The following is a 21,326-nucleotide window of genomic DNA, read 5'->3' as shown; positions in this document are numbered from 1 at the left end:
TTGCCCACTTAAACCCAAATAAATAATGCAGAGATTTGATGCCATTCGACCGTTTTATGATTCCGAAATAAATGAAGCACTTCATGGTGTTGTCAATCATCCGATGATGAAAACCATGATGAACTTTACTTTTCCGGATGTAGAAGATGAGGTTTGGAAGGAACAATTAAAGAAAACACATTCTATTCGTGATTTTCAATGCAACTTTATTTACAATACCATTCAGAAAGTTTTAGAAAAAAGTTCTGAAGGCTTAACTACTTCAGGTTTTGATAAACTGGAGCCAAACACTTCTTATTTGTTTATCTCAAATCATAGAGATATTCTTTTAGATACTACTTTATTGAATGTTTGTTTATTCGAACACGGTTTGGTAATGACTGCTTCTGCAATTGGAGACAATTTGGTGAAAAAAGCGTTCTTGTCAACTTTAGCAAAATTGAATAGAAACTTTTTGGTTTTAAGAGGATTAACGCCTCGTGAAATGTTGCAAAGTTCAAAATTATTGTCTGAATATATGGGACAATTATTGCTTCGCGAAAATCGTTCGGTTTGGATTGCGCAACGAGAAGGAAGAACAAAAGACGGAAATGACGAAACTAATCCAGGCGTTTTAAAAATGATCGGAATGGCTTCTGATGAAGAAGATTTGATGAATTATTTCAAGAAATTGAAAATCGTTCCGGTTTCGATTTCATATGAATATGATCCAACTGATGTTTTGAAAATGCCACAATTAATGGCAGAAGCAAACAACGAAGTTTATGTAAAAGACAAAAATGAGGATTTCATGACCATTATTAGCGGTGTCATGGGAACTAAAAAAAGAATACACATTTCTGTTGGCGATGTTTTAGATTCAGAAATTGATCAGATTGTGGCCGAAAATGATAATGCAAACAAGCAGGTTCAAGCTTTGGCACAAACTATCGATGATGTGATTTTGAAAAACTACCAATTATGGCCAACAAATTTTATTGCTTACGATATTTTAAACGAAACAGACAAATTCGCTCACAAATACAAAGAGAGCGAAAAACAGCTTTTTGAGCGTCGTTTAGAAATGAGAATCGGAAGCGATAATCCTGTGACAAGACAAGGATTTTTAGCAATGTATGCAAATCCTGTTGTCAACAAATTAAAATACCAAGATGTCATCTAAAGCAAAAATATTATTGATTTATACCGGAGGAACCATCGGTATGAGCAAAGACTTTGAAACTGGAGCGCTTAAAGCCTTCAATTTTGGTAAATTAATTCAGAAAATTCCAGAAATCAAGCAATTGGACTGTGAAATCGAATCAATTTCATTCGAACACCCAATTGATTCTTCGAATATGAATCCTCAAATGTGGACCAAAATCGCCACAATGATTGAGGAAAACTACACTTCTTTCGACGGATTTGTAGTTTTACACGGATCAGATACGATGTCGTATTCAGCTTCAGCGTTGAGTTTTATGCTAGAGAATTTGGCAAAACCGGTTGTGTTTACAGGTTCACAATTGCCAATTGGAGATTTGCGTACCGATGCTAAAGAAAATCTGATTACAGCGATTCAGATTGCTTCACTTTTAGAAGATGGAAAACCGGTTATTACCGAAGTTTGTTTGTATTTTGAATACAAATTGTACCGAGGAAACAGAACTTCAAAAGTAAATGCAGAACATTTCAGAGCTTTTACAGCGCCAAATTATCCAGAATTAGTAGAATCGGGAGTACATTTAAAATTGAACCGACATTTATTTCTTCCTTTAAACAAAGATTCAAAACTGATCGTCCATAAAAACTTAGATAATCATGTAGTTATCATCAAAATGTTTCCAGGAATGAGCGAAATTGTTCTGGCTTCAATCCTTGCAACTCAAGGTTTGCGAGGTATAGTTTTAGAAACATACGGTTCAGGAAATGCTCCAACTGAAGATTGGTTTTTAAATTTAATCGAAAAAGCCATCAAATCTGGAATGCATATTGTAAATGTAACGCAATGTTCCGGCGGAAGCGTCAATATGGGGCAATACGAAACCAGTACGGCCTTAAAATCGCTGGGAGTTATTTCAGGAAAAGATATTACTACAGAAGCCGCAATAACCAAATTGATGTATTTATTGGGGCACAATATCCCGCAAAACGAGTTTAAAGATATTTTTGAGACGGCACTCCGCGGGGAAATATCTTAAATTTAAATTCCAAATTTCAATTTGAATACTCATTCATTATGGAATTTGGAATTTTTTATTGTGAGTCATTCCAGATTGTTTGTCATTTCACAAACATAGCCCGTGGTTTCAACCACGGGAAACGTATTCATGCATTGTATTCCTATGGTTGAAACCACGGGTTATGTTTTGAGATTTGTTAAAGGAAAATCTTTGTCGAATATCTAAACAGGATTTCTCTCCCGTAGTTTGGGCATCGATATGACAAAACTGCAGATAATTGGAATTAGGAATTTAAAACTTAGAATTTTTATAAGTAACCGGACAACTTTCCAAATCTTCCTCAGAAGCTTTATGTTTTCTATAATAGACATAAACAATTACCGAAATAATACAAATAATTCCCTGAATGGCAACTGTATTTCTGGTTCCGATAATGTGTGAAACATACCCAACAATCAAACTTCCCACAGGAATCATTCCTTGATACGCCATTAAATAATAACTAATACTTCTGGATCTCATATTTACAGCACTCTGTGTTTGAACATAAATGTTTATAGATGAGGTTTGAGCCATCATTCCCACGCCGCTCAGAGCCATACAAATAAGCGCTATAGTCAAACTATTTGAGTAAGCAAGTATGATAACACTAAAGCCCAATAAAAGACTCGCAGCGACCATTATTTTGCTCATGTTGTCTGATCTTTTCAAATTAGCTAAATAAATTGCTGAAAGGATTGAGCCAATTCCGGCAGCACTTTCAAACCAGCTGAAAGTCTGTGCATTTCCGCTAAAGATATCTTTGGCAAAAACGGGCATCAAAGTATTGAAAGAAATCACGAACAAACTGCTGCACATTAGCATTAAAAGCATTCTTGCCATTTCGGTTTCTTTTTTGACATAATCAAAACCTTCAAGAAAATCGTCAAGCATTTTAAATTTGTCTTCTGCTTTAATGTGTGGTGTGATTCTCATCATTAATAGTGAAATCAAAACCGGAATGTAGCTTAAGAAGTTTCCAATAAAACAAATGTCTTCACCATAATTGTGTAGAATAATTCCGGCTAAGGCAGGTCCGGCAATTCGAGCAAAATTATTCAAAGTAGAATTTAAGGCAACGGCATTTGACAAATCTTCTTTATCATCTACAATGTCTATCATCATGGTTTGTCTGCAAGTCATATCAAACGCATTGATAATTCCCTGAAAAAGACTTAGAGCCAAAATAAAATTGATATTGTAAATTTTTAGGTAAATCAACAAGGCTAAAAGTCCAGCCTGAAGCATTGCCATTGATTGCAAAAAGATCATTGCTTTATGACGATCATATCTTCCAATAATGCTTCCGGCTAAAGGCGCTAGAAATAAGGACGGAATCATACTCAAAAAAGTCGCTAGTCCAAGCAAAAATACAGATCCGGTTACGCTATAAACCATCCAGCTTACGGCTGTTTTTTGCAACCACGTTCCAATTACAGAAACTGATTGCCCGTAAAAGAATAACTTGAAATTTCTTGATTTTAACGCCTTAAACATAACCTTAAATATTTTTTACAAAGGTCGGAATTATGATTACATTAGAAAAATTAATAATTTTACTTATAATAAGTATCAAAACTTATCAATATGGAAATCTATCAATTAGAATATTTTATAAAAACGGCTGAGGTATTGCATTTTACCAAAGCCGCCGAATTGTGTTTTGTAACACAATCTGGACTTTCACAGCAGATTAAAAAGTTAGAAGAAGAACTTGGTTTGCCGTTATTTAAGCGAATTGGAAAAAAAGTACAATTGACAGAAGCGGGCTCAGTTTTTTTGATTCACGCTAAAAAAGTAATCGAAAATGTAGAAAACGGAAAACAGGCAATCGAAGATTTAAATGAAATGATTGGTGGTGAATTGCGAATTGGTGTTACTTATATTTTTGGTTTATTGATTCTTCCGGTTGTCAATACATTTGCTAAAAAATATCAAAACCTTAAAATTGTTGTTGAATACGGGACAACAGAATCTTTAGAGCAAAAACTTCTTGACAACCAGTTAGATGTCGTTTTGGTTATTTCCTCGCATGAAATCGAATCGCCCATTCAGAAAATTCCTTTGTTTACTTCTCATATGGTTTTGGCAGTCTCTAGAACACACGCTTTAGCCGCTTTAAATAAAATAGCTTTTAAAAAGATAGAAGAAATTCCGTTGGTATTGCCCGGAAAAGGATCAAATTCAAGAGAATTTGTTGAGGAATTATTTCAAAAGTTTAATATGAAACCTAAAATTTCAATAGAACTGCATTCAATACACGCCTTATTGCAAATGGTAGAGAATAGTGATTGGGCGACAATTGTCGCAGATATGGCGCTAAAAGGCTGGGATCAGCTAAAAGCATTGCAGATTACAGGCGTTGCCACAAAAAGAGAAGCTTTTATGCTGACGATTGGCGGTTACCAAAAAAAAGCGGTAAAGCTCTTTATGGAAGAATTTAGAAAAAGCATTTAAGTTTGCAGATTTTGTTTTTAAAAACCATTTTTTTTTGTGTTCTTTGCAGACCAACAAAGAAAGGTGTCCGAGTGGTTTAAGGAGCTAGCCTGGAAAGCTAGTATATGGGTAACTGTATCGAGGGTTCGAATCCCTTCCTTTCTGCAGATTTAATTTAAAATATTATGAAACCTCGGAATCGTTATTTCGAGGTTTTTTTATGAATTTGATCAAATTTTTTTTGACTCTTCTAAGTAATTCATATGTGTTTAATTGTTTATAGCGAAAAAAAGAGACCTTGCCGAGATCTCTTTTTGGGTTTCAGAACTTGCTTTCTGTAGAAAAAATTCTACAGAAAGTGGTTAGTATGTTACAAAATACTAGTATTGTCTGAGGTATCTTTGTAAGTGGATATAGAAACAAATTGACTGTTGAAATAAAAACAGGACGATTTAAAAGTTTTTAATTCTGCTGGTTTTTTATAGGTGTTTAATTATAAAGAGACAACAATGATAAAGAAAAAAGTACTTTTATGTGGAAATCAAAAAAGCTTTTCAAGACTCTTAAAACACAAGTTTGAGGATGTTTTAAATATTGAGCTTTGTAGAGATTTTAAAGAAGCAGATGTTCAGTTAAATGTTTATCAGGCAATAGTAATTGTTACGTATAGAGAAGAAGACTTTCTTGATTTTTTTAAGGTTTACGAAAGAAAAATTCCTCTTGCTGTTTGTTGTTTCAATAAACCAGCATCTGATACTTTGAAGAATGACAAAAATGTTTTTTTTATTGACACTTCAAAAGTTAAATCACAAATAGTAAGTCAGTTAAGTGTTTATTTTGAAAAAAACGTGCTCAATTCTCAAAACCTTATTGCAAGTTAAAATCCCACAATTTGACATAGTGAAATTAGGGATTTTTTATTTTTTTTAGTCTCAAAAAAGTTTAATCCTGCAATGCCATTTTTACCTTAGGCAACATTTTCTCAACAAAAATTTTATAAGCAGTTTCAGAAGGATGAAGGCCATCTGAGGCAACTAAACTAGGATTGTTTAAACCTTGTCTTGTAATATCGGTAATGGAAATAAAAGCAACTTGTTTTGTGATGCAATAACTCTCGGCAAAAGAATTATAATGATCTAATTCGGTTGAAATTTTCATTCGGTTTTCACTCGTATAATTCTTAGTGAAGGGCGTGTAAGCATAATCTGGAATCGAAAGTACGATGACATTTTTATTGTCGCCTTTTGCCAATGTAATAGCTTTGTTTAGTAATTGCGGAAATTCTTTTTCATAAACCGAAAAATCTGCATGCTGATATTGATTGTTTACACCGATTAATAGCGTAACCAAATCATAATTAGAATCTGGATTTTGTGAATTTATTGTTGTAATAAGGTCGCTTGTCGTCCAGCCAGTTCTGGCAATTACTTTTAATGAAAAAGCAGTTTCGGGATAAATTGTTTGTAGTTTGGTTTTGAGCTGTTCCGGATATCGGCAAGTTTCACAAACACTTTGTCCAATAGTATAACTGTCACCTAAAGCGAGATAATTAATGGATTTTGATATAGGAGTGGTTGGAACTTCTGTAGTCGGTGGCGTTGTTGCCGGCGGAACAGTATTGTTCTCTGAATCTGATTGATCAGCACTGCAACTCACGAATATGGAGAAGATAACAATAACTATTTGTTTGAAATGCGGTTTCATAATTTGGGAAAATTAGGTTTGTGAACATCTTAAACAAATAGTTACGTTAAATATTTGAATTCGGTTTTAGACCATTTCGGCTTTTAAAAGAATTTCTTCCTCAATGGCATTCCAAAGTCCAATTCGTTTTTCTAAAGCTAAAATGGAAACTTCTTCCACTTCTTTCCATTTTTGAGCGTCATCTTCACATAAATCAGTGATCATTTGCATTGCCATTGGCCCATGTTCGTCAGCATCAAGTTCAATATGTCTTTCGAAGTAATAAAGTAATTTTGCCAAATCGACTTCAGGAAGATTTTTTTGAAAGTTTTTCAGGATTTCGGTAAACATACTCGGAATCAAATCTTCTCTTCCAAAAGTAAAAGCAGCTGCGATTTCGTGTGGTTTTCCTTCTTCAATAACTCTGAAAGTAAAATCCAAGAAAGCTTTTATTTCAGGATGAAGCGAACTTTGTTTGATCGCTACAAAAATATTGTGAAGCGAATTTACTTCAGATAAAAAGGTATTAATTCCTGTTGTATCTGCCCCGCAACCTTCCATTGCTTCAAGATACATTTCGTAATGGCTTTGTCTTCTTCCGTCGATTGTTAAATCTGTTTCTTCAGCAAGAACAATTTCGTTGATCAAATATCTTGTTTCTGGGTTTTTTGTGGCGAACCAAGGCGTTGTTGTACACGTAAGTTTGGCTTGTAAAGCTTTTAACAATGACATAAAATCCCAAACAGCAAAAACATGATTTTCAAGGAAACTGTGCAAGTCATCAATGTTTTGAATTTTGTTGTATAAAGAGTGGTTTAAAAGCTGGTCTTTTTGAGGTTGAATGCTATTGTTTATAGTTTCAATATTCATTTATGTAAATTTTGTGCAAAGATAAAAAGCTTCCCGTTTAGAAGAAGCTTTTTAAATTGATTTTGTATATTCTTTAATAATTGTTTATGATTTAAATGCTGGAATTCCAGTTACATCCATTCCGGTAATCAATAAATGAATGTCGTGTGTTCCTTCATAAGTAATTACGCTTTCTAGGTTCATCATGTGGCGCATAATTGAATATTCGCCTGTAATTCCCATTCCGCCTAACATTTGTCTAGCTTCGCGTGCAATTTCAATTGCCATATTGACATTATTTCGTTTTGCCATGGAAATTTGAGCCGTTGTTGCTTTTCCTTCGTTTCTCAAAACGCCTAAACGCCAAGTCAATAATTGTGCTTTTGTGATTTCGGTAATCATTTCAGCCAATTTTTTCTGTTGTAATTGTGTTCCTCCAATTGGTTTTCCAAATTGAATTCTTTCTTTAGCATAACGTAAAGCGGTATCGTAACAGTCCATCGCTGCGCCGATCGCGCCCCATGCAATTCCGTAGCGAGCTGAATCCAAACAACCTAGCGGAGCACCTAAACCTGATTTGTTTGGTAATAAATTTTCTTTAGGAACTTTAACATTATCAAAAATCAATTCGCCAGTTGATGATGCACGAAGCGACCATTTATTGTGCGTTTCAGGTGTTGTGAAGCCTTGCATGCCACGTTCAACAATTAGACCGTGAATTCTTCCTTCTTCATTTTTAGCCCAAACTACAGCAATGTCAGCAAACGGCGCATTTGAAATCCACATTTTAGCACCATTTAAAAGATAATGATCTCCCATATCTTTAAAATTGGTAATCATGCTTCCAGGATCAGAACCGTGATCAGGTTCGGTTAAACCAAAACAACCCATCCATTCTCCTGTTGCTAGTTTTGGCAAATATTTCATGCGTTGTTCTTCGTTTCCGTATTTCCAAATTGGATACATTACTAAAGATGATTGCACAGATGAGGTTGATCGTACGCCAGAGTCACCTCTTTCGATTTCCTGCATAATCAAACCGTATGAAATTTGGTCTAAACCAGCACCTCCATATTCGACTGGAATATAAGGTCCGAAACCGCCAATTTCTCCAAGTCCTTTTATAATTTGTTTTGGAAATTCTGCTTTTTGAGCATATTCTTCTATGATAGGAGAAACTTCTCTCTTAACCCATGCACGAGCAGATTCGCGAACTAATTTATGTTCGTCAGTTAATAAATCGTCAAGGTTATAATAATCTGGTGCTTGAAATAAATCTGGTTTCATTTTTGATGTGTTTTACGAAAACAAATTTACGTAATAAAAATATAACAAAACAAAGCTAAATTGTTATATTTTTTTAATTTTGTTGTAAAATTAACAAGACTATGGCAAATAAATTTTAGTATATTGAAAATTTATGCGTTATTTTTGGAATCCAAAAACAAATTAATGAGGCTAATCATCTCTTTTTTATTTTTTCTTGTTTTTAATGCGAGTTTTGCTCAACAAACTCAAATTACTGAACAGGAATACTTAGTCCTGCAAGATAAAATTCGATTCAGTTTTAATGACAATGTCGATAATGGTCTTGCATATACTAAGGAATTGATGAAATCGAACAATAATGCACACCTAGCATTTGCTAATGGTGCAGCTTCTTATTTGTATCAAATGAAAGACAATCGTAAAAAATCTGAAGAAACATACAAAAAAGGTTTTCAGTATTTAGAGAAATTGCCTCAATCATCAGAAAAAACAAAACTCACAGCTTATCTTTATAATTTTAGAGGATTAACGGAATGGAGAAGAGGTAATTTGAGTGCTGCACTTGAAAATTATCAAAAAGGGATTAAGTTTTCTTTGGATGTTCAAGATGTTATTCAGGTCGTTAAGTTTAAAAGTAATATTGCCCTTATTAATGAGGAAGTTGGGAATTATCAACTTTCAATCAAGAATTTGAGGCAAAATAATGACTTCATTGACAAAAATGAAAGAGTTTATTCGAAAGAGCAGTTTCAAAATAGCAAAAGCAATATTAATCTAGATTTAGGTGGTTCTTATGAAGGCTATTTCATGAAAAACCGAGACAAGAAATATTTGCTTGACTCGGCGGAATATTTTTACAAAAAATCAGTTACGTATTCTCAAAATTTTGTACGCAATCAAATTACAGCGAAAATGAGTTTGGGGAATATTTACCTGCTGAAAAATGATCAGAAGAACGCTGAAAAAACCTATTATGATATTTTGTTTTTAGCGAAGCAAAATAATTCTGAACAGCTGTATCAAACTGCTAATTATAATTTAGGAGATTTATATTACTCTACTAAAAAATATGATAAGGCATTGGTTTGCTTAAAGAAAGTAGATTCTATTTCACTAAAAAATAAATCCTTGAATGGAAATTATTTAAAGTCAAACTATCTTCAAGCTAAGATTTATAGCGCTATGAATAAGCCAAATGAGGCCTATACGCATTCTAAAATCTACTTGAATACTTATGAAAAGTCTGAAGCAAAATTAAGAGACGAAGCTCAAGAAGTCAATTATAAATTAGGAGTGGAAGATTTGAGCACAGAAATGCTTAATATTCAAGAAAAATATAAATATGATGTTTTAATAAATAAGGCATTAAAGATATTTTACGTACTTCTGGTATTAGGAATTGTATTTTTTCTGATCAAGAACATTCGAGATAAGAATAAGGCGCATAAAAAAATGAATGCTTTAATTGAAGAGTTTAAAGCTAATTTGGAGAAAAAAGAAAATCCTCCAGTTGTGGCCGAAGCTTTAGAAACTTTTGAGACAGAAGAAGTTCATCTCAAAAAGGAAAATGCCAATTTAAGTATCGATGAAGCCAAAGAAAATAAAATCGTTGAGAAATTATTGGCTCTGGAAAACAAACTCGAATATCTCAATGCCGATTTTACTTTGCCGTATGTGGCTAAGAAAATCAAAACTAACACGACATATTTGTCTTATGTCGTAAATAAACGATTTGGCAAATCGTTTGGAGAATATTCAAATGAGTTAAAAATTAATTATGTAATCAATGAAATGATTACAAATCATATGTACCGAAAATATTCTACACAAGCTATTGCTGAAAGTGTTGGTTTTAAAAATGCTGTTTCATTTGCAAAATCATTCCGCAAAAGAACTGGTGTTTCGCCGGCTCAATTTGCTAGCAATATTTAGAGTGCATTAAGAACTGTTTAGGAGTTTCGTGTTCTCTTTTTTTTTAGGAAAAGAATAGCTTGACAAATAGCACTAAAAAAAAACAGCTAAACTTGAATTCTCAGTTTAGCTGTATCATTAGTTTTCAAAATGGTTTTATCCATTTCCTCCTTTATCTTTATTTGGATCATTTTTAGGATCGATTGGATCATCGCCACCGCGTACTGCTTTTTGCTGATTTTTTGATAATTTGTCAGCTTCAAAATCTTCGAATTTTGTTTTTATAGTTTTCATAATCTGATGTATTTAGGTTTATATTTTTATTGATATAGATAATTGTAAAATTCTTTGAACTTGTGCCTCATCTCCGTTTCCTCCTTTATCTTTGTTTGGATCATTTGTTCCGTTTCCGTTTCCATCTCCATCTCCGCCACGAACTATTTTTTGTTCATTTTTTGATAATTTTTCGGCTTCAAAATTTTCGAAGTTTAATGTCTTTTTTGCCATCACTTTAATAATTAGGTTTCTAATATGTCAAAGCTAGAGAAAAAGGAAAACGCTTGGTCGAGATTTGGGTTTTGGCAATTTTTGAATAAAATAAATTGATGTAATTTATTGATTTACAGTTAATTGTAAGTATGTCTTTGACTGGTATAATTTATAAATTGTATGTAGTATAATTGATAAAATGTCTACCAAAGGTCACTTTTTCTCGATAAAAACCACAATCTTTGTACTGTAATTATGATTTAATCGCAATCGAACAGATGTTAAAACTAGTCCAAAAATTTCTACAAATAAATAGATACTCAGAAATCAAAAATGAGTTCAAGGATTTGTTTTTGTCTCATCCTAATTATCCAAGTTTATTTGCGATAACAGATTCGTTAGATTTATTGTCAATAGAGAATGCGGCCATCAGAGTTCCGAAAGAACAAATAGTAGATTTGCCTTCAAATTTTCTAGCTTACTTTAAAGAAGAACTTGCTTTAGTAGAAAGAGCTAAAAACTATGTTCGTATTACTACTATTAAAAAAGGAGTGCAAAAATTAGCTTACGAAAAATTCCTTTTAGATTGGAATGGTGTAATTGTAGCAATTGAGCCTAATAATGTTATTGCGAGAGAAAATCTTAAAGTTGAATTTAGCTGGTTAAAATATTGCCTGCCATTTTTACTAGTAATAGGATTGTCTGTCTTTTATAATTCGTATGATCTTTTTAGCTCGGTTTTCTTGACGACATCGGCATTAGGATTTATAGTTAGTGTTTTTATCGCTCAAGAAAAATTAGGCTTTAAAAACAGCGTTATATCAAAGTTTTGCAATCTGAGTTCAAATTCATCTTGCAATTCTGTAATCAATTCTAATGAAGGAGCAGAAAATAAAGTATTTAATTTTTCTGATTTGCCATTAATGTTCTTTGCTTCAAGTTTTATAGCAATATTGATACAGCCTTTAAGCTCGGCGATTTTTGTTGGCTTTTTAAGTTTGCTTGCAATTCCTATTATAGTATCCTCTATTTGGATTCAAAAGTTTGAACTTCAAAAGTGGTGCGTAATGTGCTTGGTAGTTTCATTTCTGATTTTTGTTCAGAGCTTTATTTGGTTTTCATCGGATTTATTCACTTTGACATTTAGTTTTGAGAGTGTTTTTCCATTTGTTTTTTCATTAGCGCTTCTTGTACCAATTTGGTTAGCAGTAAAACCTATGATTAAAAACGTTTTAAGTAGTGAAAATTCATTAAAAGAGCTGAAAAAATTCAAAAGAAATTATTCTTTGCTAAACTTCCTTGCTAAAAAAGTGCCTTATGTTGATGGATTGGAAGAATTAAGAGGCTTGAATTTTGGTAGCCGAAACGCAGCTGTAAAATTGTCAATTATCATAAGTCCAAGCTGTGAACATTGCCACAAAACATTTCATGAAGCATTTGATCTTGTTTTAAGATTTCCAGATAAAGTTTACTTGAATGTTTTGTTCAATATTAATCCAGAAAATACTGAAAATCCATATAAAATAATTGTTGAAAGAATTTTGACAATTAACAGAGCTACACCAGGAAAAACAGTTGAAGCAATTTCAGATTGGCATATTAAAAAAATGAGCCTTAAAAAATGGCTTAAAAAATGGCACGTTGAGCCTGTCAGCATAATGATAAGCCAAGAAATCAACAAGCAGTACGAATGGTGTTCTAAGAATAATTTTAATTACACTCCAGTTAAAATTGTAAACGAAAAATTGTTTCCAAACGAATATGAACTGAGCGAATTGAAATATTTCTTGAATGATTTTGCTGAAGAAGTAGAAATATTCGAAAAAACAGCATAAGAAATAATTGAGACCGAATTCAAATGTCTTTAAAAACGATTGAATAATACCCCAAAACGAAAAAAAAAGAGTTATGTTAAAAAATATTTTGAACCTAGAAGGAACGCAAGAAATAAGTGCAAGCGAACAAAAATTGATTGTTGGCATTTATGCAAAAGAAATGGCATCAAAATGTAATGCATGGGATTATGTGTCAGCAATGTCATATGAGGACTGTACAGACTATTTTGCGCTAGAAATGAATTATTCTGACGCAATGGCAATCGGATAAATTTTTGGCTCGTAGAGAGGCTTAAATAAAACGTGATTGATTGGGATGTTCTAGAAATAAAAATCAAAATTAATTTGAAAAAGTTATGATAAAGAAAATTTTAAACCTAGAACATGCTCACAAAATCAGCAAAAGTGAGCAAAAAGCAATTAAGGGAGGTATTCCTGAATGTTGGGTTAATGCTCTTGAGGCAGGATGTGTTTTAATACCGGCTGGCGGAGTTTGTCCAATGGATACTTTCCCAGGTATTTGCAACACAAGCCGTTTATGCTGCTAAATATTAATTTTTTTATAGCAAACAATATAAAGCCTTATCAAAAATTTAGTCATGTTTTTTTTTGAACTTGTAGGCGCTCGATCGTGGAACATTGAGCAAATATCCCAACATTGATGATTGGTGTCGGGATTCTCAGGAAATTGGCCGCTGCGTTAATTTTATTTGGTTAGGTTAACCAGTGGCAGATCCTAGAGAAATATGGTTTTACTGAAATTTCATTTTTTTTTAATAGTAACAGAGTCGATTTATTTCTTCTCTGTTTTTTTTTATGAAGAAATATAATGTTTAAATTGCTTTTTATTAAACCAAATAAAAATTGAAAAAATTCACCAACTATAAACAAGCAGATTTTAAAGATTGTGGTCCTACATGTTTAAAAATTATTGCTAAGCATTACGGAAAAACAATCAATATTCAGGAGTTGCGCGATACTAGCGAAACAACTCGTGAAGGAAGCAATTTGCTTTTTTTGAGTGATGCTGCCGAGAAGATTGGTTTTAGGACATTGGGTGTGAAATTAAGCGTTGAACGATTAGAAGAAGCTCCTTTGCCGTGTATATTGCATTGGAACAAAAACCATTATGTAGTTCTTTATAAAATAAAAAAAGAAACTTTTTATATTTCAGACCCAGGTTTTGGTTTGCTTGAATACAATAAGAAGGATTTTTTAAAATTTTGGATTGGAAATAATGCCGATGAGCATACGAAAGAAGGTGTCGCATTATTGATGGAAGCGACCCCAAAATTCTTCCAGTCAGATTTCGATAAAGAAGATAATAAAGGAATAGGATTTGGCTTGTTGGCACAATATGTACTGCGTTATAAATCATATTTGGCACAATTAAGCATTGGCTTGTTTGCCAGCAGTTTGATTATGGCCATTGCACCATTTTTGACGCAAAGTATTGTTGATGTCGGAATTCAGAATCAAAACCTTCATTTTATTTATCTCATTCTTTTTGCACAATTATTTCTTTTCGCTGGAAGAACAGGTTTAGAGCTTATCAGAAGTTGGATTTTGCTGCATCTTTCAACACGAATCAATATTTCACTTATTTCAGATTTTTTTATCAAATTGATGAATCTGCCTATTTCCTTTTTTGATGTCCGAATGACGGGAGATATTCTGCAGCGTATAAATGATCATCGCCGAATTGAAAAAATCCTCACAACATCTTCTTTGAGTGTTTTGTTTTCAATAATAAATATGTTCGTTTTAGGAGCCGTTCTGGCTTACTTTAACTGGAAAATATTTTTAGTTTTTTTTGCTGGAAGTCTGTTGTACTTCGGCTGGATAACGCTTTTCTTAAAACGCCGTGAAGTTTTGGATTACAAGCGATTTGCTGAGGTTTCGCAAGAGCAGAGCAAAGTAATCGAACTCATCAACGGAATGCAGGAAATCAAGCTTCATAATGCCGAAAAGCAAAAACGTTGGGGATGGGAATATGTGCAGGCAAGATTGTTCAGGGTTTCAATTAAAGGTTTGGTTTTAGAGCAAAGCCAGACAATTGGTTCATCGGTAATTAATGAATTGAAGAATATTTTCATTATTTTTCTTTCTGCAAAATTAGTAATCGATGGTTCAATCACACTTGGAGTAATGTTGGCAATCAGTACAATTGTGGGGAGTTTAAACGGACCTATTACTCAACTTATAGAGTTTGTCAGAGAGCTCCAAGATGCAAAAATATCATTGGCGCGATTATCTGAAATTCATGAAAAAGAAGATGAAACGCAACAAGAAGATCACCAGTCAAATGAAGTGCCTTATGATGCCAATATCGAAATCAAAAATGTAAGTTATCGTTATTTAGGATCAGATATTCCAGTTTTAAAAGATTTGAATTTGGTTATTCCGGCAAATAAAGTAACTGCAATTGTAGGTACAAGCGGTAGCGGAAAAACGACTTTGATGAAGTTGCTCTTGAAATTTTATGAACCCGAAAAAGGTGAAATTTCAATAGGAAATTCACAGCTTAGAAATATTTCACAAAAAGCTTGGCGATCAAATATTGGCGCGGTTATGCAGGAAGGTTTTATTTTTAGTGACACAATTGCAAATAATATAGCTTTTGGTGTTGATAAAATTGACAAAAAAAGACTGGTTTATGCTGCTGATGTCGCGAATATTAAAGATTATATTAGCGAACTTCCGTTGGGCTACAATACAAAAGTTGGTGCAGAAGGAACAGGAATGAGTACGGGACAAAAACAGCGATTATTGATTGCAAGAGCAGTTTATAAAAACCCAGAAATTTTGTTTTTTGATGAAGCAACATCGGCTTTAGATGCCAATAATGAAAAGGAGATTATGCAAAAGCTGGATGGTTTTTTTAAAGACAAAACCGTAATCGTTATAGCGCATCGATTGAGCACAGTAATGAACGCAGATCAGATTGTCGTGCTGGATAAAGGGAAAATTATTGAAATTGGAAATCATTCTGCGCTTGTTGAGCAAAAAGGGAATTATTTTGAACTGGTTAAAAACCAATTGCAATTAGGAAATTAAATCATGGCAGAAGATTACAATGCATTAGAATTAAGAAGCGAGGAAGTTCAAGACATTCTCACTAAAGTGCCACACTGGATGATCAGATGGGGGACAGTGCTCATTTTTTTCATTATCTTGATGTTGTTTTTTATATCCTGGTTTGTAAAATATCCAGATGTCGTAAACACTGAAATTGTGATTACAACCAATATTCCGCCAGAGAAAATTGTTTCTAAATCCTCGGGGCGTATTGAAGCTATTTTAGTCAAAAACAAAGCTATAGTTTCTAAAAATACAACGCTTGCTATTATCGAGAATACGGCAAATTATAAAGATGTTTTTTTGCTGAAAAGTATTGTGGATAATTATAACATAAATGATCCTAATAAAGCATTTCCGTTTGCTAAGTTGAAAAATGTCCAGCTTGGCGAAATCGAAAGTGCTTTTGGCGTTTTTCAAAAAGATTATGAGGCGGAAAAATTAAACGAAAATTTAAAGCCTTTTGAAGTTGAAAACAGAGCGCAAATTTCTGAAAAAGTACAGATCAAGGAAAGATTGGAAATTCTGCAACAACAAAAAATAATCAATGAAAGCGAGCTTCAGCTTCAAAAGAATGAGATCGCCCGTTTTGAGACTCTATATAATAAAGGAATTATCTCTGCTCAAGAAATGGAAGCCAAAAAACTGAGCTATTTGCAAGCGCAAAAGAGTTATAAAGGGCTTTTGTCTTCAATTTCACAGTTGAAATCGGCTTTGATTGACAATACAAAATTGAGCCAGACTTCTCAAATTAGTGGTACTAAGGAAGAAGTAAACTTGGGCCGAAACATGGCGCAGTCTTTTTATCAGCTCAAAAAAGTAATCAAAGACTGGGAATTGGCTTATACGTTGAAATCATCGATAAGCGGTGTTGTAACTTTTTTGCAGGTTTGGAATGAAAGTCAGACCATTAATGTTGGGGATAATGTATTTTCTATTATTCCCGATGCAAAAAATGGTTTTATTGGGAAAGTAAAAGCGCCGGCCTTAAATTCAGGTAAAATAAAAGTCGGGCAACGTGTAAATATTCGGCTAGCAAATTATCCTGATCGTGAATTCGGAGTTTTGAAAGGAGAAATTAGAAACATTTCATTAGTTCCGGACAAAGACGGCAATTTATTACTCGACGTTGCAATTCCAAACGGATTAAGAACATCTTATAACAAACAAATTGTTTTTCAGCAAGAAATGAAAGGAAGGGCAGAAATTGTAACCGAAGATTTGCGCTTGATTGAGCGAATTTTGTACCAATTCAAAAGTGTTTTTGAGCAGGTCTAGAATTTCAAATAAAACTCTTTTGTCAATTTAATATATTCAGGAGTATAAACATGACGATCAATTTCGATAATTAATTCGTCGATTTCAATTTCAGAAACTTCATTTCGCCTAAAAGCTAATAAACTTCTTTTAATATCTGATTTTGGGGTTCCTTTTACGCGGGTAATTTTGATTGGAAATAATTCAGCTTCTTTTGCTAAAGCAATAAATTTTTCTTCTTCTTTAAAAGGAATAATAACAGCTAGAATTCCGTTTTCTGAAAGTAATAGATCGGCTGCTTCAACAATTTCTTCAAAAGGCATTGCGTCTTGAAAACGTGCTAAATCACGTTGTTCGTTGTCTGTTTTATAATCTTCAGCATAAAATGGAGGATTAGACACTATCAGGTCATATTCGTCTTCTGGCTCTTCAATAAATTCATCTAAACCAGCATGAAAACAAAATAAACGATCGCCCCAAGGAGAAGCTTCAAAATTTTCGACGGCCTGTTCGTAGGCATCTTCGTCGATTTCAAGCGCATCAATTTGTTCTGCATGACTTCTTTGTGCAAGCATCAAAGCAATAATTCCAGTTCCTGCACCAATATCTAAAACGCTAAAAGGATTATGATGAACGGGAGTCCACGCACCAAGTAAAACACCGTCTGTGCCTACTTTCATAGCGCAACGATCTTGGTTGATGGAAAATTGTTTAAACTTAAACATGATGAATTATTTTGAGTTCAGTTGGAAAACTGAATACAGAAAATTGTGACTGAATACTAAAGATACATTTCAATAAGGCCTTCAGGAAGATCCATGATTACTTTTTTATTCTCGCGATCGATTTTTACAAGAAAGTGATCAATCATTGGAACTAAGATTTCTACTTCGCCATTTAAAACTTCAAAAAGCGGTTGAGCAGTAGAATCATTAATAGAAGTAATTTTTCCGAAGACACCCAAACGTTTGTCTTCAATTTCGAAACCGATAACTTCGTGGTAATAGAATTTGTTGCCAGAAAGTTTTGGCAACATGGATAAAGGAAGATAAATGCCGTTTCCTACTAGAGCATCAGCATCTTCTTCTGTATTTACATCTTCAAAACGAACCCTAAGAAAGTCGTTTTTGTGCAAAGAACTTGTTTCAATAAAAAAAGGAACCAAGTGTTTGTTGTGTTCAACAAACACTGATTCCAGATTTTCGTATAACTCAGGTTCGTCTGTATCTAAATAGATCAGAACTTCACCTTTGAAACTAAATTTTTTAGCGATTTTACCTAAATAAAAACATTCTTCTTTACGCATTATCGCTAAGTAAAATTATGCTTCAGTTGTTTCGTTATTCTCTTCAGCAGCAGGAGCTTCTTCAGTTGCAGCTTCAACTTCAGCAACTTCTTCAGTAGCCTCAGCAGCTTGTGCAGCAGCGATAGCGTCAGCTTCAGCCTGAGCTGCAGCAGCTAAACGCTTAGCGTTAACTTCTTGTTCTGCTTTTAAAGCTTTTGCTTTAGCATCAGCTTGCGCTTTAGATAAACCATCTTTTTTAGCATCAACTTTACCAGCTTTTGCCTCTAACCAAGCTGCTAATTTAGCGTCTGCTTGCTCTTGAGTTAAAGCTCCTTTGCGGATACCTCCATCAAGGTGGTGTTTCAATAAAGCACCTTTGTAAGAAAGGATAGCTCTTGCAGTATCAGTTGGTTGAGCACCATTGTGCAACCATTTAACTGCGCTGTCAAGGTCTAACTCAACAGTTGCTGGGTTAGTGTTTGGATTGTAAGTACCGATTTTCTCTAAGTATCTACCATCTCTTTTTGAGCGTGCATCTGCAGCTACTACCCAGTAAAAAGGTTTTCCTTTTTTACCGTGTCTTTGTAATCTAATTTTTACTGACATAATCTAGTGATTAAATTTTGAGGTACTCGACCTCTGTTAATTAAGGGCGCAAAGATATAATTTTTTTATGAAATATGCGTTCCAAATACTATTAAATGTCATTAGTTTAGATTTTGGCCGTTTTTTTATTGTTTTTAAGTCGAAATTTTAGATATTTATTTCAAATGCAATACTTTTGCATCAAATCCACGAAACATGAAAAAATATTTTTATTTTTTATTACTTCTTTTTGTTGTCGTTTCATGCACTGAAGATGTAAAATTTAATAATCCCGCATTTCAAGGCTTAAAAGACAATGTTTTCTGGAGGGCTAATGCCTATAAATCTGCCGTTTCTATCGAAGGTAATTTTGTGATCGAAGGCTCTTTAGGTTATGAAAATGTGACACTTCAAATTGATAATGTTGCCGAGAAAACCTATATTTTAGGTGTTAATGATATTGTAAAAGCATCTTATGCAAATACTTTTTCTGGGAAAGAAAGCGAATTTTCTACAGGTACAAAAAAAGGAAGCGGGCAAATTGTAATTACAGATTATGATCTTGAAAACAATACCATTTCTGGTACATTTAAATTTAATGCTGTAAATAGCAATACAGCGGATTTAGACAATCCCAAAGTTACTTTTACAGAAGGCGTTTTCTATAAAATTCCAATTACACCAAGAGCTTTATTTTAGTTTTTTCTTTTGCTACATGTTTTTTAAAGGTTTGGTTTTAAATCTAAATAAAAACATAAATAAACTTAGTTATAGTAGATTAGAAAAAAATAAGATTACATTTGCTATATTATTATAAATAAATATCTATGAATATTTTCGTTGGAAGCCTTCCATTCAGTATTGAGGAAGCAGATTTAAGAGAGTCTTTTGAGGCTTATGGAACAGTTGACTCTGTTAAAATTATTACTGATAAATTTACTGGAAGAAGTAAAGGCTTTGGTTTTGTTGAAATGCCAAATGATGCAGAAGCTCAAAAAGCAATCGACGAATTGAACGGTGCAGTAGTTTCTGGACGTACAATTGTTGTAAACAAATCTGAACCAAAACCAGAAGGTGAAAGAAGAAGTTTTAATAACAACCGCGGAGGAAACAATCGTGGTGGTTACGGAAACAACCGTGGCGGAGATCGCGGAAACAGAGGAGATTACTAAAAAGATTTTTTCTAAAATATAAAAGGGATCAACGAAAGTTGATCCCTTTTTTTGTTGTTTAAAATTGTTTCAAGTTTCAGGATTCACGTTCCAACAACTTGAAACTTGAAACTTGAAACTTGAAACCTGAAACAAAATAAACTATTATACATTCGCAGCTAACCAGTCACCAACTTCTTTGGTGCCGTATGCTTTTCCTCCATTAGCTAAATCTTCAGTAACTACTCCAGCTTCTAAAGCTTTGTTTACTGCATCTCTCATTGCTTTTCCTTCTTCCATCAATCCAAAGTTTTCGAACATCATCGCAGCAGATAAAATAGTAGCCATCGGGTTGGCAATGTTTAATCCAGTTGCTTGTGGATATGAACCGTGAATAGGTTCAAATAAAGATACTTCAGCTCCCATAGATGCAGAAGGCATTAATCCCATTGAACCTGAAATTACTGAAGCTTCATCTGTTAAGATGTCTCCAAATAAGTTCTCTGTAATTAATACATCATAAGAGTTTGGCCATTGAACTAAACGCATTGCTACAGCGTCAACAAATTCATAGCTCACTTCAACCTCTGGATAATCTTTTTCCATTGCCTGAACTGTTTCTCTCCACAAACGAGAAGTTTCCAAAACGTTTGCTTTATCAACGCAGCATAATTTTTTAGAACGTGTCATCGCTAATTCGAAACCTTTTTTAGCTAAACGCTGTACTTCAGCTCTTGTGTAAACACAGTTGTCGTAAGCTGTATCTCCGTTGTCTTTTCTTCCTTTTTCTCCAAAGTAAATTCCGCCAGTTAATTCTCTTAAGAAAACCAGGTCAGTTCCTTCGATTCTTTCTCTTTTTAGCGGCGATTTATCTAATAATGAAGGGAATGTAAAAGTTGGTCTTACGTTTGCAAACAAACCTAATGCTTTACGCATTTTTAGCAAACCTTGTTCTGGTCGTACTGGTGCAGAAGGATCGTTGTCGTATTTAGGATGTCCAATTGCTCCAAAAAGAACGGCATCGGCATTTTTACAAACTTCGTGTGTTGAATCTGGATAAGGCTCTCCTACTGCATCAATCGCAGCCGCACCGGTTAAAGCTGGTTTCCAAGTGATTTCATGTCCGAATTTTTTTGCAATAGCATCAGATACTTTTACAGCTTCATTGATTACTTCTGGTCCGATTCCGTCTCCGGCTAAAAGGGCTATGTTTAATTTCATTCTATATGTGTTTTTATAAGGTTCAAAGTGACAAAGTGACAAAGGTTCAAAGTTTTTTAAAGCAGACTGAAATCTT

The 21,326-nt window shown here is 33.7% G+C and carries 22 protein-coding genes, 1 tRNA gene and 1 pseudogene; 14 read left to right on the top strand and 10 right to left on the bottom strand.

Annotated features, from left to right (window positions below; genetic code table 11):
- Nucleotides 1–25: 25 nt before the first annotated feature.
- Nucleotides 26–1,162 (top strand): 1-acyl-sn-glycerol-3-phosphate acyltransferase, encoded by a 1,137-nt coding sequence (locus H600_RS0101215; RefSeq protein ID WP_026727075.1) that lies wholly within the window; start codon nucleotides 26–28, stop codon nucleotides 1,160–1,162.
- Complete coding sequence (locus H600_RS0101210; protein ID WP_026727074.1) at nucleotides 1,152–2,180, top strand: asparaginase; 1,029 nt, start codon at nucleotides 1,152–1,154, stop codon at nucleotides 2,178–2,180. The genes H600_RS0101215 and H600_RS0101210 overlap by 11 nt, the downstream gene beginning before the upstream one ends.
- Nucleotides 2,181–2,453: 273 nt before the next feature.
- On the opposite strand, the gene H600_RS0101205 is transcribed toward H600_RS0101210, so the two are convergent.
- Entirely contained in the window at nucleotides 2,454–3,698 is a 1,245-nt protein-coding gene (locus tag H600_RS0101205; RefSeq protein ID WP_026727073.1) for an MFS transporter, read from the bottom strand.
- Between the two features lie 90 nt (nucleotides 3,699–3,788).
- Here H600_RS0101205 and H600_RS0101200 point away from each other — a divergent pair, with 90 nt between their 5' ends.
- The 3 genes from H600_RS0101200 (at nucleotide 3,789) to H600_RS0101190 (ending at nucleotide 5,518) form a co-directional block, all read left to right on the top strand.
- Complete coding sequence (locus tag H600_RS0101200) at nucleotides 3,789–4,658, top strand: LysR substrate-binding domain-containing protein (protein ID WP_026727072.1); 870 nt, start codon at nucleotides 3,789–3,791, stop codon at nucleotides 4,656–4,658.
- Nucleotides 4,659–4,715: 57 nt separating this feature from the next.
- A tRNA-Ser gene (locus H600_RS0101195) sits at nucleotides 4,716–4,802 on the top strand.
- Between the two features lie 344 nt (nucleotides 4,803–5,146).
- On the top strand, nucleotides 5,147–5,518 hold the full coding sequence (locus tag H600_RS0101190) for a hypothetical protein (protein ID WP_026727071.1): 372 nt from the start codon (nucleotides 5,147–5,149) through the stop codon (nucleotides 5,516–5,518).
- A 61-nt stretch (nucleotides 5,519–5,579) separates the two neighbouring features.
- Here H600_RS0101190 and H600_RS0101185 read toward each other — a convergent pair whose 3' ends face one another.
- From H600_RS0101185 to H600_RS0101175, 3 genes are all read right to left on the bottom strand, one after another.
- Nucleotides 5,580–6,341 (bottom strand): SGNH/GDSL hydrolase family protein, encoded by a 762-nt coding sequence (locus tag H600_RS0101185; RefSeq protein WP_026727070.1) that lies wholly within the window; start codon nucleotides 6,339–6,341, stop codon nucleotides 5,580–5,582.
- A gap of 66 nt (nucleotides 6,342–6,407) precedes the next feature.
- Nucleotides 6,408–7,190 (bottom strand): DUF3050 domain-containing protein, encoded by a 783-nt coding sequence (locus H600_RS0101180; protein ID WP_026727069.1) that lies wholly within the window; start codon nucleotides 7,188–7,190, stop codon nucleotides 6,408–6,410.
- Between the two features lie 84 nt (nucleotides 7,191–7,274).
- A complete protein-coding gene (locus H600_RS0101175; protein ID WP_026727068.1) occupies nucleotides 7,275–8,456 on the bottom strand; it encodes an acyl-CoA dehydrogenase family protein in 1,182 nt (393 codons plus the stop codon).
- A 165-nt stretch (nucleotides 8,457–8,621) separates the two neighbouring features.
- Between H600_RS0101175 and H600_RS23270 the strand changes: the two are divergent.
- Both H600_RS23270 and H600_RS23265 read left to right on the top strand, forming a co-directional pair.
- Nucleotides 8,622–9,542 (top strand): annotated as a pseudogene (locus H600_RS23270) (tetratricopeptide repeat protein); the annotation flags it as partial.
- Between the two features lie 408 nt (nucleotides 9,543–9,950).
- A complete protein-coding gene (locus H600_RS23265; RefSeq protein ID WP_425337358.1) occupies nucleotides 9,951–10,370 on the top strand; it encodes a helix-turn-helix domain-containing protein in 420 nt (139 codons plus the stop codon).
- Between the two features lie 135 nt (nucleotides 10,371–10,505).
- Here the strand turns inward: H600_RS23265 and H600_RS22835 are convergent, their stop codons facing one another.
- Nucleotides 10,506–10,643 (bottom strand): rSAM-modified peptide, encoded by a 138-nt coding sequence (locus H600_RS22835; protein WP_157509862.1) that lies wholly within the window; start codon nucleotides 10,641–10,643, stop codon nucleotides 10,506–10,508.
- A gap of 18 nt (nucleotides 10,644–10,661) precedes the next feature.
- Nucleotides 10,662–10,856, bottom strand: a complete 195-nt coding sequence (locus H600_RS23090; RefSeq protein WP_026727066.1) for a hypothetical protein — start codon at nucleotides 10,854–10,856, stop codon at nucleotides 10,662–10,664.
- 260 nt (nucleotides 10,857–11,116) lie between these two features.
- Here H600_RS23090 and H600_RS0101155 point away from each other — a divergent pair, with 260 nt between their 5' ends.
- From H600_RS0101155 to H600_RS0101135, 5 genes are all read left to right on the top strand, one after another.
- On the top strand, nucleotides 11,117–12,673 hold the full coding sequence (locus H600_RS0101155) for a vitamin K epoxide reductase family protein (RefSeq protein WP_026727065.1): 1,557 nt from the start codon (nucleotides 11,117–11,119) through the stop codon (nucleotides 12,671–12,673).
- A gap of 88 nt (nucleotides 12,674–12,761) precedes the next feature.
- Nucleotides 12,762–12,944 carry a hypothetical protein gene (locus H600_RS0101150; RefSeq protein ID WP_157509861.1) on the top strand — a complete coding sequence of 61 codons (183 nt, stop codon included), beginning with the start codon at nucleotides 12,762–12,764 and terminating at the stop codon, nucleotides 12,942–12,944.
- Between the two features lie 85 nt (nucleotides 12,945–13,029).
- Complete coding sequence (locus H600_RS0101145; RefSeq protein ID WP_026727063.1) at nucleotides 13,030–13,221, top strand: hypothetical protein; 192 nt, start codon at nucleotides 13,030–13,032, stop codon at nucleotides 13,219–13,221.
- A 316-nt stretch (nucleotides 13,222–13,537) separates the two neighbouring features.
- Nucleotides 13,538–15,730 (top strand): peptidase domain-containing ABC transporter, encoded by a 2,193-nt coding sequence (locus H600_RS0101140; protein WP_026727062.1) that lies wholly within the window; start codon nucleotides 13,538–13,540, stop codon nucleotides 15,728–15,730.
- A 3-nt stretch (nucleotides 15,731–15,733) separates the two neighbouring features.
- Nucleotides 15,734–17,029: an HlyD family secretion protein gene (locus H600_RS0101135; protein ID WP_026727061.1), complete on the top strand. Its 1,296-nt coding sequence runs from the start codon at nucleotides 15,734–15,736 to the stop codon at nucleotides 17,027–17,029.
- Here the strand turns inward: H600_RS0101135 and H600_RS0101130 are convergent.
- The 3 genes from H600_RS0101130 to H600_RS0101120 are packed head-to-tail and all read right to left on the bottom strand — an operon-like array spanning nucleotide 17,026 to nucleotide 18,899.
- Nucleotides 17,026–17,733: a tRNA1(Val) (adenine(37)-N6)-methyltransferase gene (locus tag H600_RS0101130; protein WP_026727060.1), complete on the bottom strand. Its 708-nt coding sequence runs from the start codon at nucleotides 17,731–17,733 to the stop codon at nucleotides 17,026–17,028. The two genes, H600_RS0101135 and H600_RS0101130, sit on opposite strands and share 4 nt — an antisense overlap.
- Before the next feature lie 56 nt (nucleotides 17,734–17,789).
- Nucleotides 17,790–18,314 carry a ribosome maturation factor RimM gene (gene rimM, locus H600_RS0101125; protein ID WP_026727059.1) on the bottom strand — a complete coding sequence of 175 codons (525 nt, stop codon included), beginning with the start codon at nucleotides 18,312–18,314 and terminating at the stop codon, nucleotides 17,790–17,792.
- A 15-nt stretch (nucleotides 18,315–18,329) separates the two neighbouring features.
- On the bottom strand, nucleotides 18,330–18,899 hold the full coding sequence (locus H600_RS0101120) for a 30S ribosomal protein S16 (RefSeq protein WP_026727058.1): 570 nt from the start codon (nucleotides 18,897–18,899) through the stop codon (nucleotides 18,330–18,332).
- A 195-nt stretch (nucleotides 18,900–19,094) separates the two neighbouring features.
- On the opposite strand from H600_RS0101120, the gene H600_RS0101115 reads away from it, so the two are divergent.
- Together H600_RS0101115 and H600_RS0101110 are read left to right on the top strand one after the other, a co-directional pair.
- Nucleotides 19,095–19,577: a DUF6252 domain-containing protein gene (locus H600_RS0101115; protein ID WP_026727057.1), complete on the top strand. Its 483-nt coding sequence runs from the start codon at nucleotides 19,095–19,097 to the stop codon at nucleotides 19,575–19,577.
- A 128-nt stretch (nucleotides 19,578–19,705) separates the two neighbouring features.
- The gene (locus H600_RS0101110) at nucleotides 19,706–20,050 is read left to right on the top strand and encodes an RNA recognition motif domain-containing protein (protein WP_026727056.1); all 345 of its coding nucleotides are present in this window, start codon (nucleotides 19,706–19,708) and stop codon (nucleotides 20,048–20,050) included.
- 144 nt (nucleotides 20,051–20,194) lie between these two features.
- On the opposite strand, the gene leuB is transcribed toward H600_RS0101110, so the two are convergent.
- Nucleotides 20,195–21,250, bottom strand: a complete 1,056-nt coding sequence (gene leuB, locus H600_RS0101105) for a 3-isopropylmalate dehydrogenase (RefSeq protein ID WP_026727055.1) — start codon at nucleotides 21,248–21,250, stop codon at nucleotides 20,195–20,197.
- Between the last annotated feature and the right edge of the window lie 76 nt (nucleotides 21,251–21,326).

The sequence above is a fragment of the Flavobacterium denitrificans DSM 15936 genome, assembly GCF_000425445.1.
GTDB lineage: Bacteria > Bacteroidota > Bacteroidia > Flavobacteriales > Flavobacteriaceae > Flavobacterium > Flavobacterium denitrificans.
The sequence above is the reverse complement of the archived record's forward strand: the minus strand, read 5'-3'. Positions and strand labels throughout refer to the sequence as shown.

Excerpts from the sequence above, each read along its gene's own strand:
- H600_RS0101190 (WP_026727071.1), top strand. The coding sequence starts at position 5,147 with ATGATAAAGAAAAAAGTACTTTTATGTGGAAATCAAAAAAGCTTTTCA.
- H600_RS0101200 (WP_026727072.1), top strand. The coding sequence starts at position 3,789 with ATGGAAATCTATCAATTAGAATATTTTATAAAAACGGCTGAGGTATTG.
- H600_RS0101215 (WP_026727075.1), top strand. The coding sequence starts at position 26 with ATGCAGAGATTTGATGCCATTCGACCGTTTTATGATTCCGAAATAAAT.
- H600_RS0101120 (WP_026727058.1), bottom strand. The coding sequence starts at position 18,899 with ATGTCAGTAAAAATTAGATTACAAAGACACGGTAAAAAAGGAAAACCT.
- H600_RS0101210 (WP_026727074.1), top strand. The coding sequence starts at position 1,152 with ATGTCATCTAAAGCAAAAATATTATTGATTTATACCGGAGGAACCATC.
- rimM (WP_026727059.1), bottom strand. The coding sequence starts at position 18,314 with ATGCGTAAAGAAGAATGTTTTTATTTAGGTAAAATCGCTAAAAAATTT.
- H600_RS0101130 (WP_026727060.1), bottom strand. The coding sequence starts at position 17,733 with ATGTTTAAGTTTAAACAATTTTCCATCAACCAAGATCGTTGCGCTATG.
- H600_RS0101180 (WP_026727069.1), bottom strand. The coding sequence starts at position 7,190 with ATGAATATTGAAACTATAAACAATAGCATTCAACCTCAAAAAGACCAG.
- H600_RS23090 (WP_026727066.1), bottom strand. The coding sequence starts at position 10,856 with ATGGCAAAAAAGACATTAAACTTCGAAAATTTTGAAGCCGAAAAATTA.
- H600_RS0101185 (WP_026727070.1), bottom strand. The coding sequence starts at position 6,341 with ATGAAACCGCATTTCAAACAAATAGTTATTGTTATCTTCTCCATATTC.
- leuB (WP_026727055.1), bottom strand. The coding sequence starts at position 21,250 with ATGAAATTAAACATAGCCCTTTTAGCCGGAGACGGAATCGGACCAGAA.
- H600_RS0101115 (WP_026727057.1), top strand. The coding sequence starts at position 19,095 with ATGAAAAAATATTTTTATTTTTTATTACTTCTTTTTGTTGTCGTTTCA.
- H600_RS22835 (WP_157509862.1), bottom strand. The coding sequence starts at position 10,643 with ATGAAAACTATAAAAACAAAATTCGAAGATTTTGAAGCTGACAAATTA.
- H600_RS0101135 (WP_026727061.1), top strand. The coding sequence starts at position 15,734 with ATGGCAGAAGATTACAATGCATTAGAATTAAGAAGCGAGGAAGTTCAA.
- H600_RS0101145 (WP_026727063.1), top strand. The coding sequence starts at position 13,030 with ATGATAAAGAAAATTTTAAACCTAGAACATGCTCACAAAATCAGCAAA.
- H600_RS0101155 (WP_026727065.1), top strand. The coding sequence starts at position 11,117 with ATGTTAAAACTAGTCCAAAAATTTCTACAAATAAATAGATACTCAGAA.
- H600_RS0101110 (WP_026727056.1), top strand. The coding sequence starts at position 19,706 with ATGAATATTTTCGTTGGAAGCCTTCCATTCAGTATTGAGGAAGCAGAT.
- H600_RS0101205 (WP_026727073.1), bottom strand. The coding sequence starts at position 3,698 with ATGTTTAAGGCGTTAAAATCAAGAAATTTCAAGTTATTCTTTTACGGG.
- H600_RS0101175 (WP_026727068.1), bottom strand. The coding sequence starts at position 8,456 with ATGAAACCAGATTTATTTCAAGCACCAGATTATTATAACCTTGACGAT.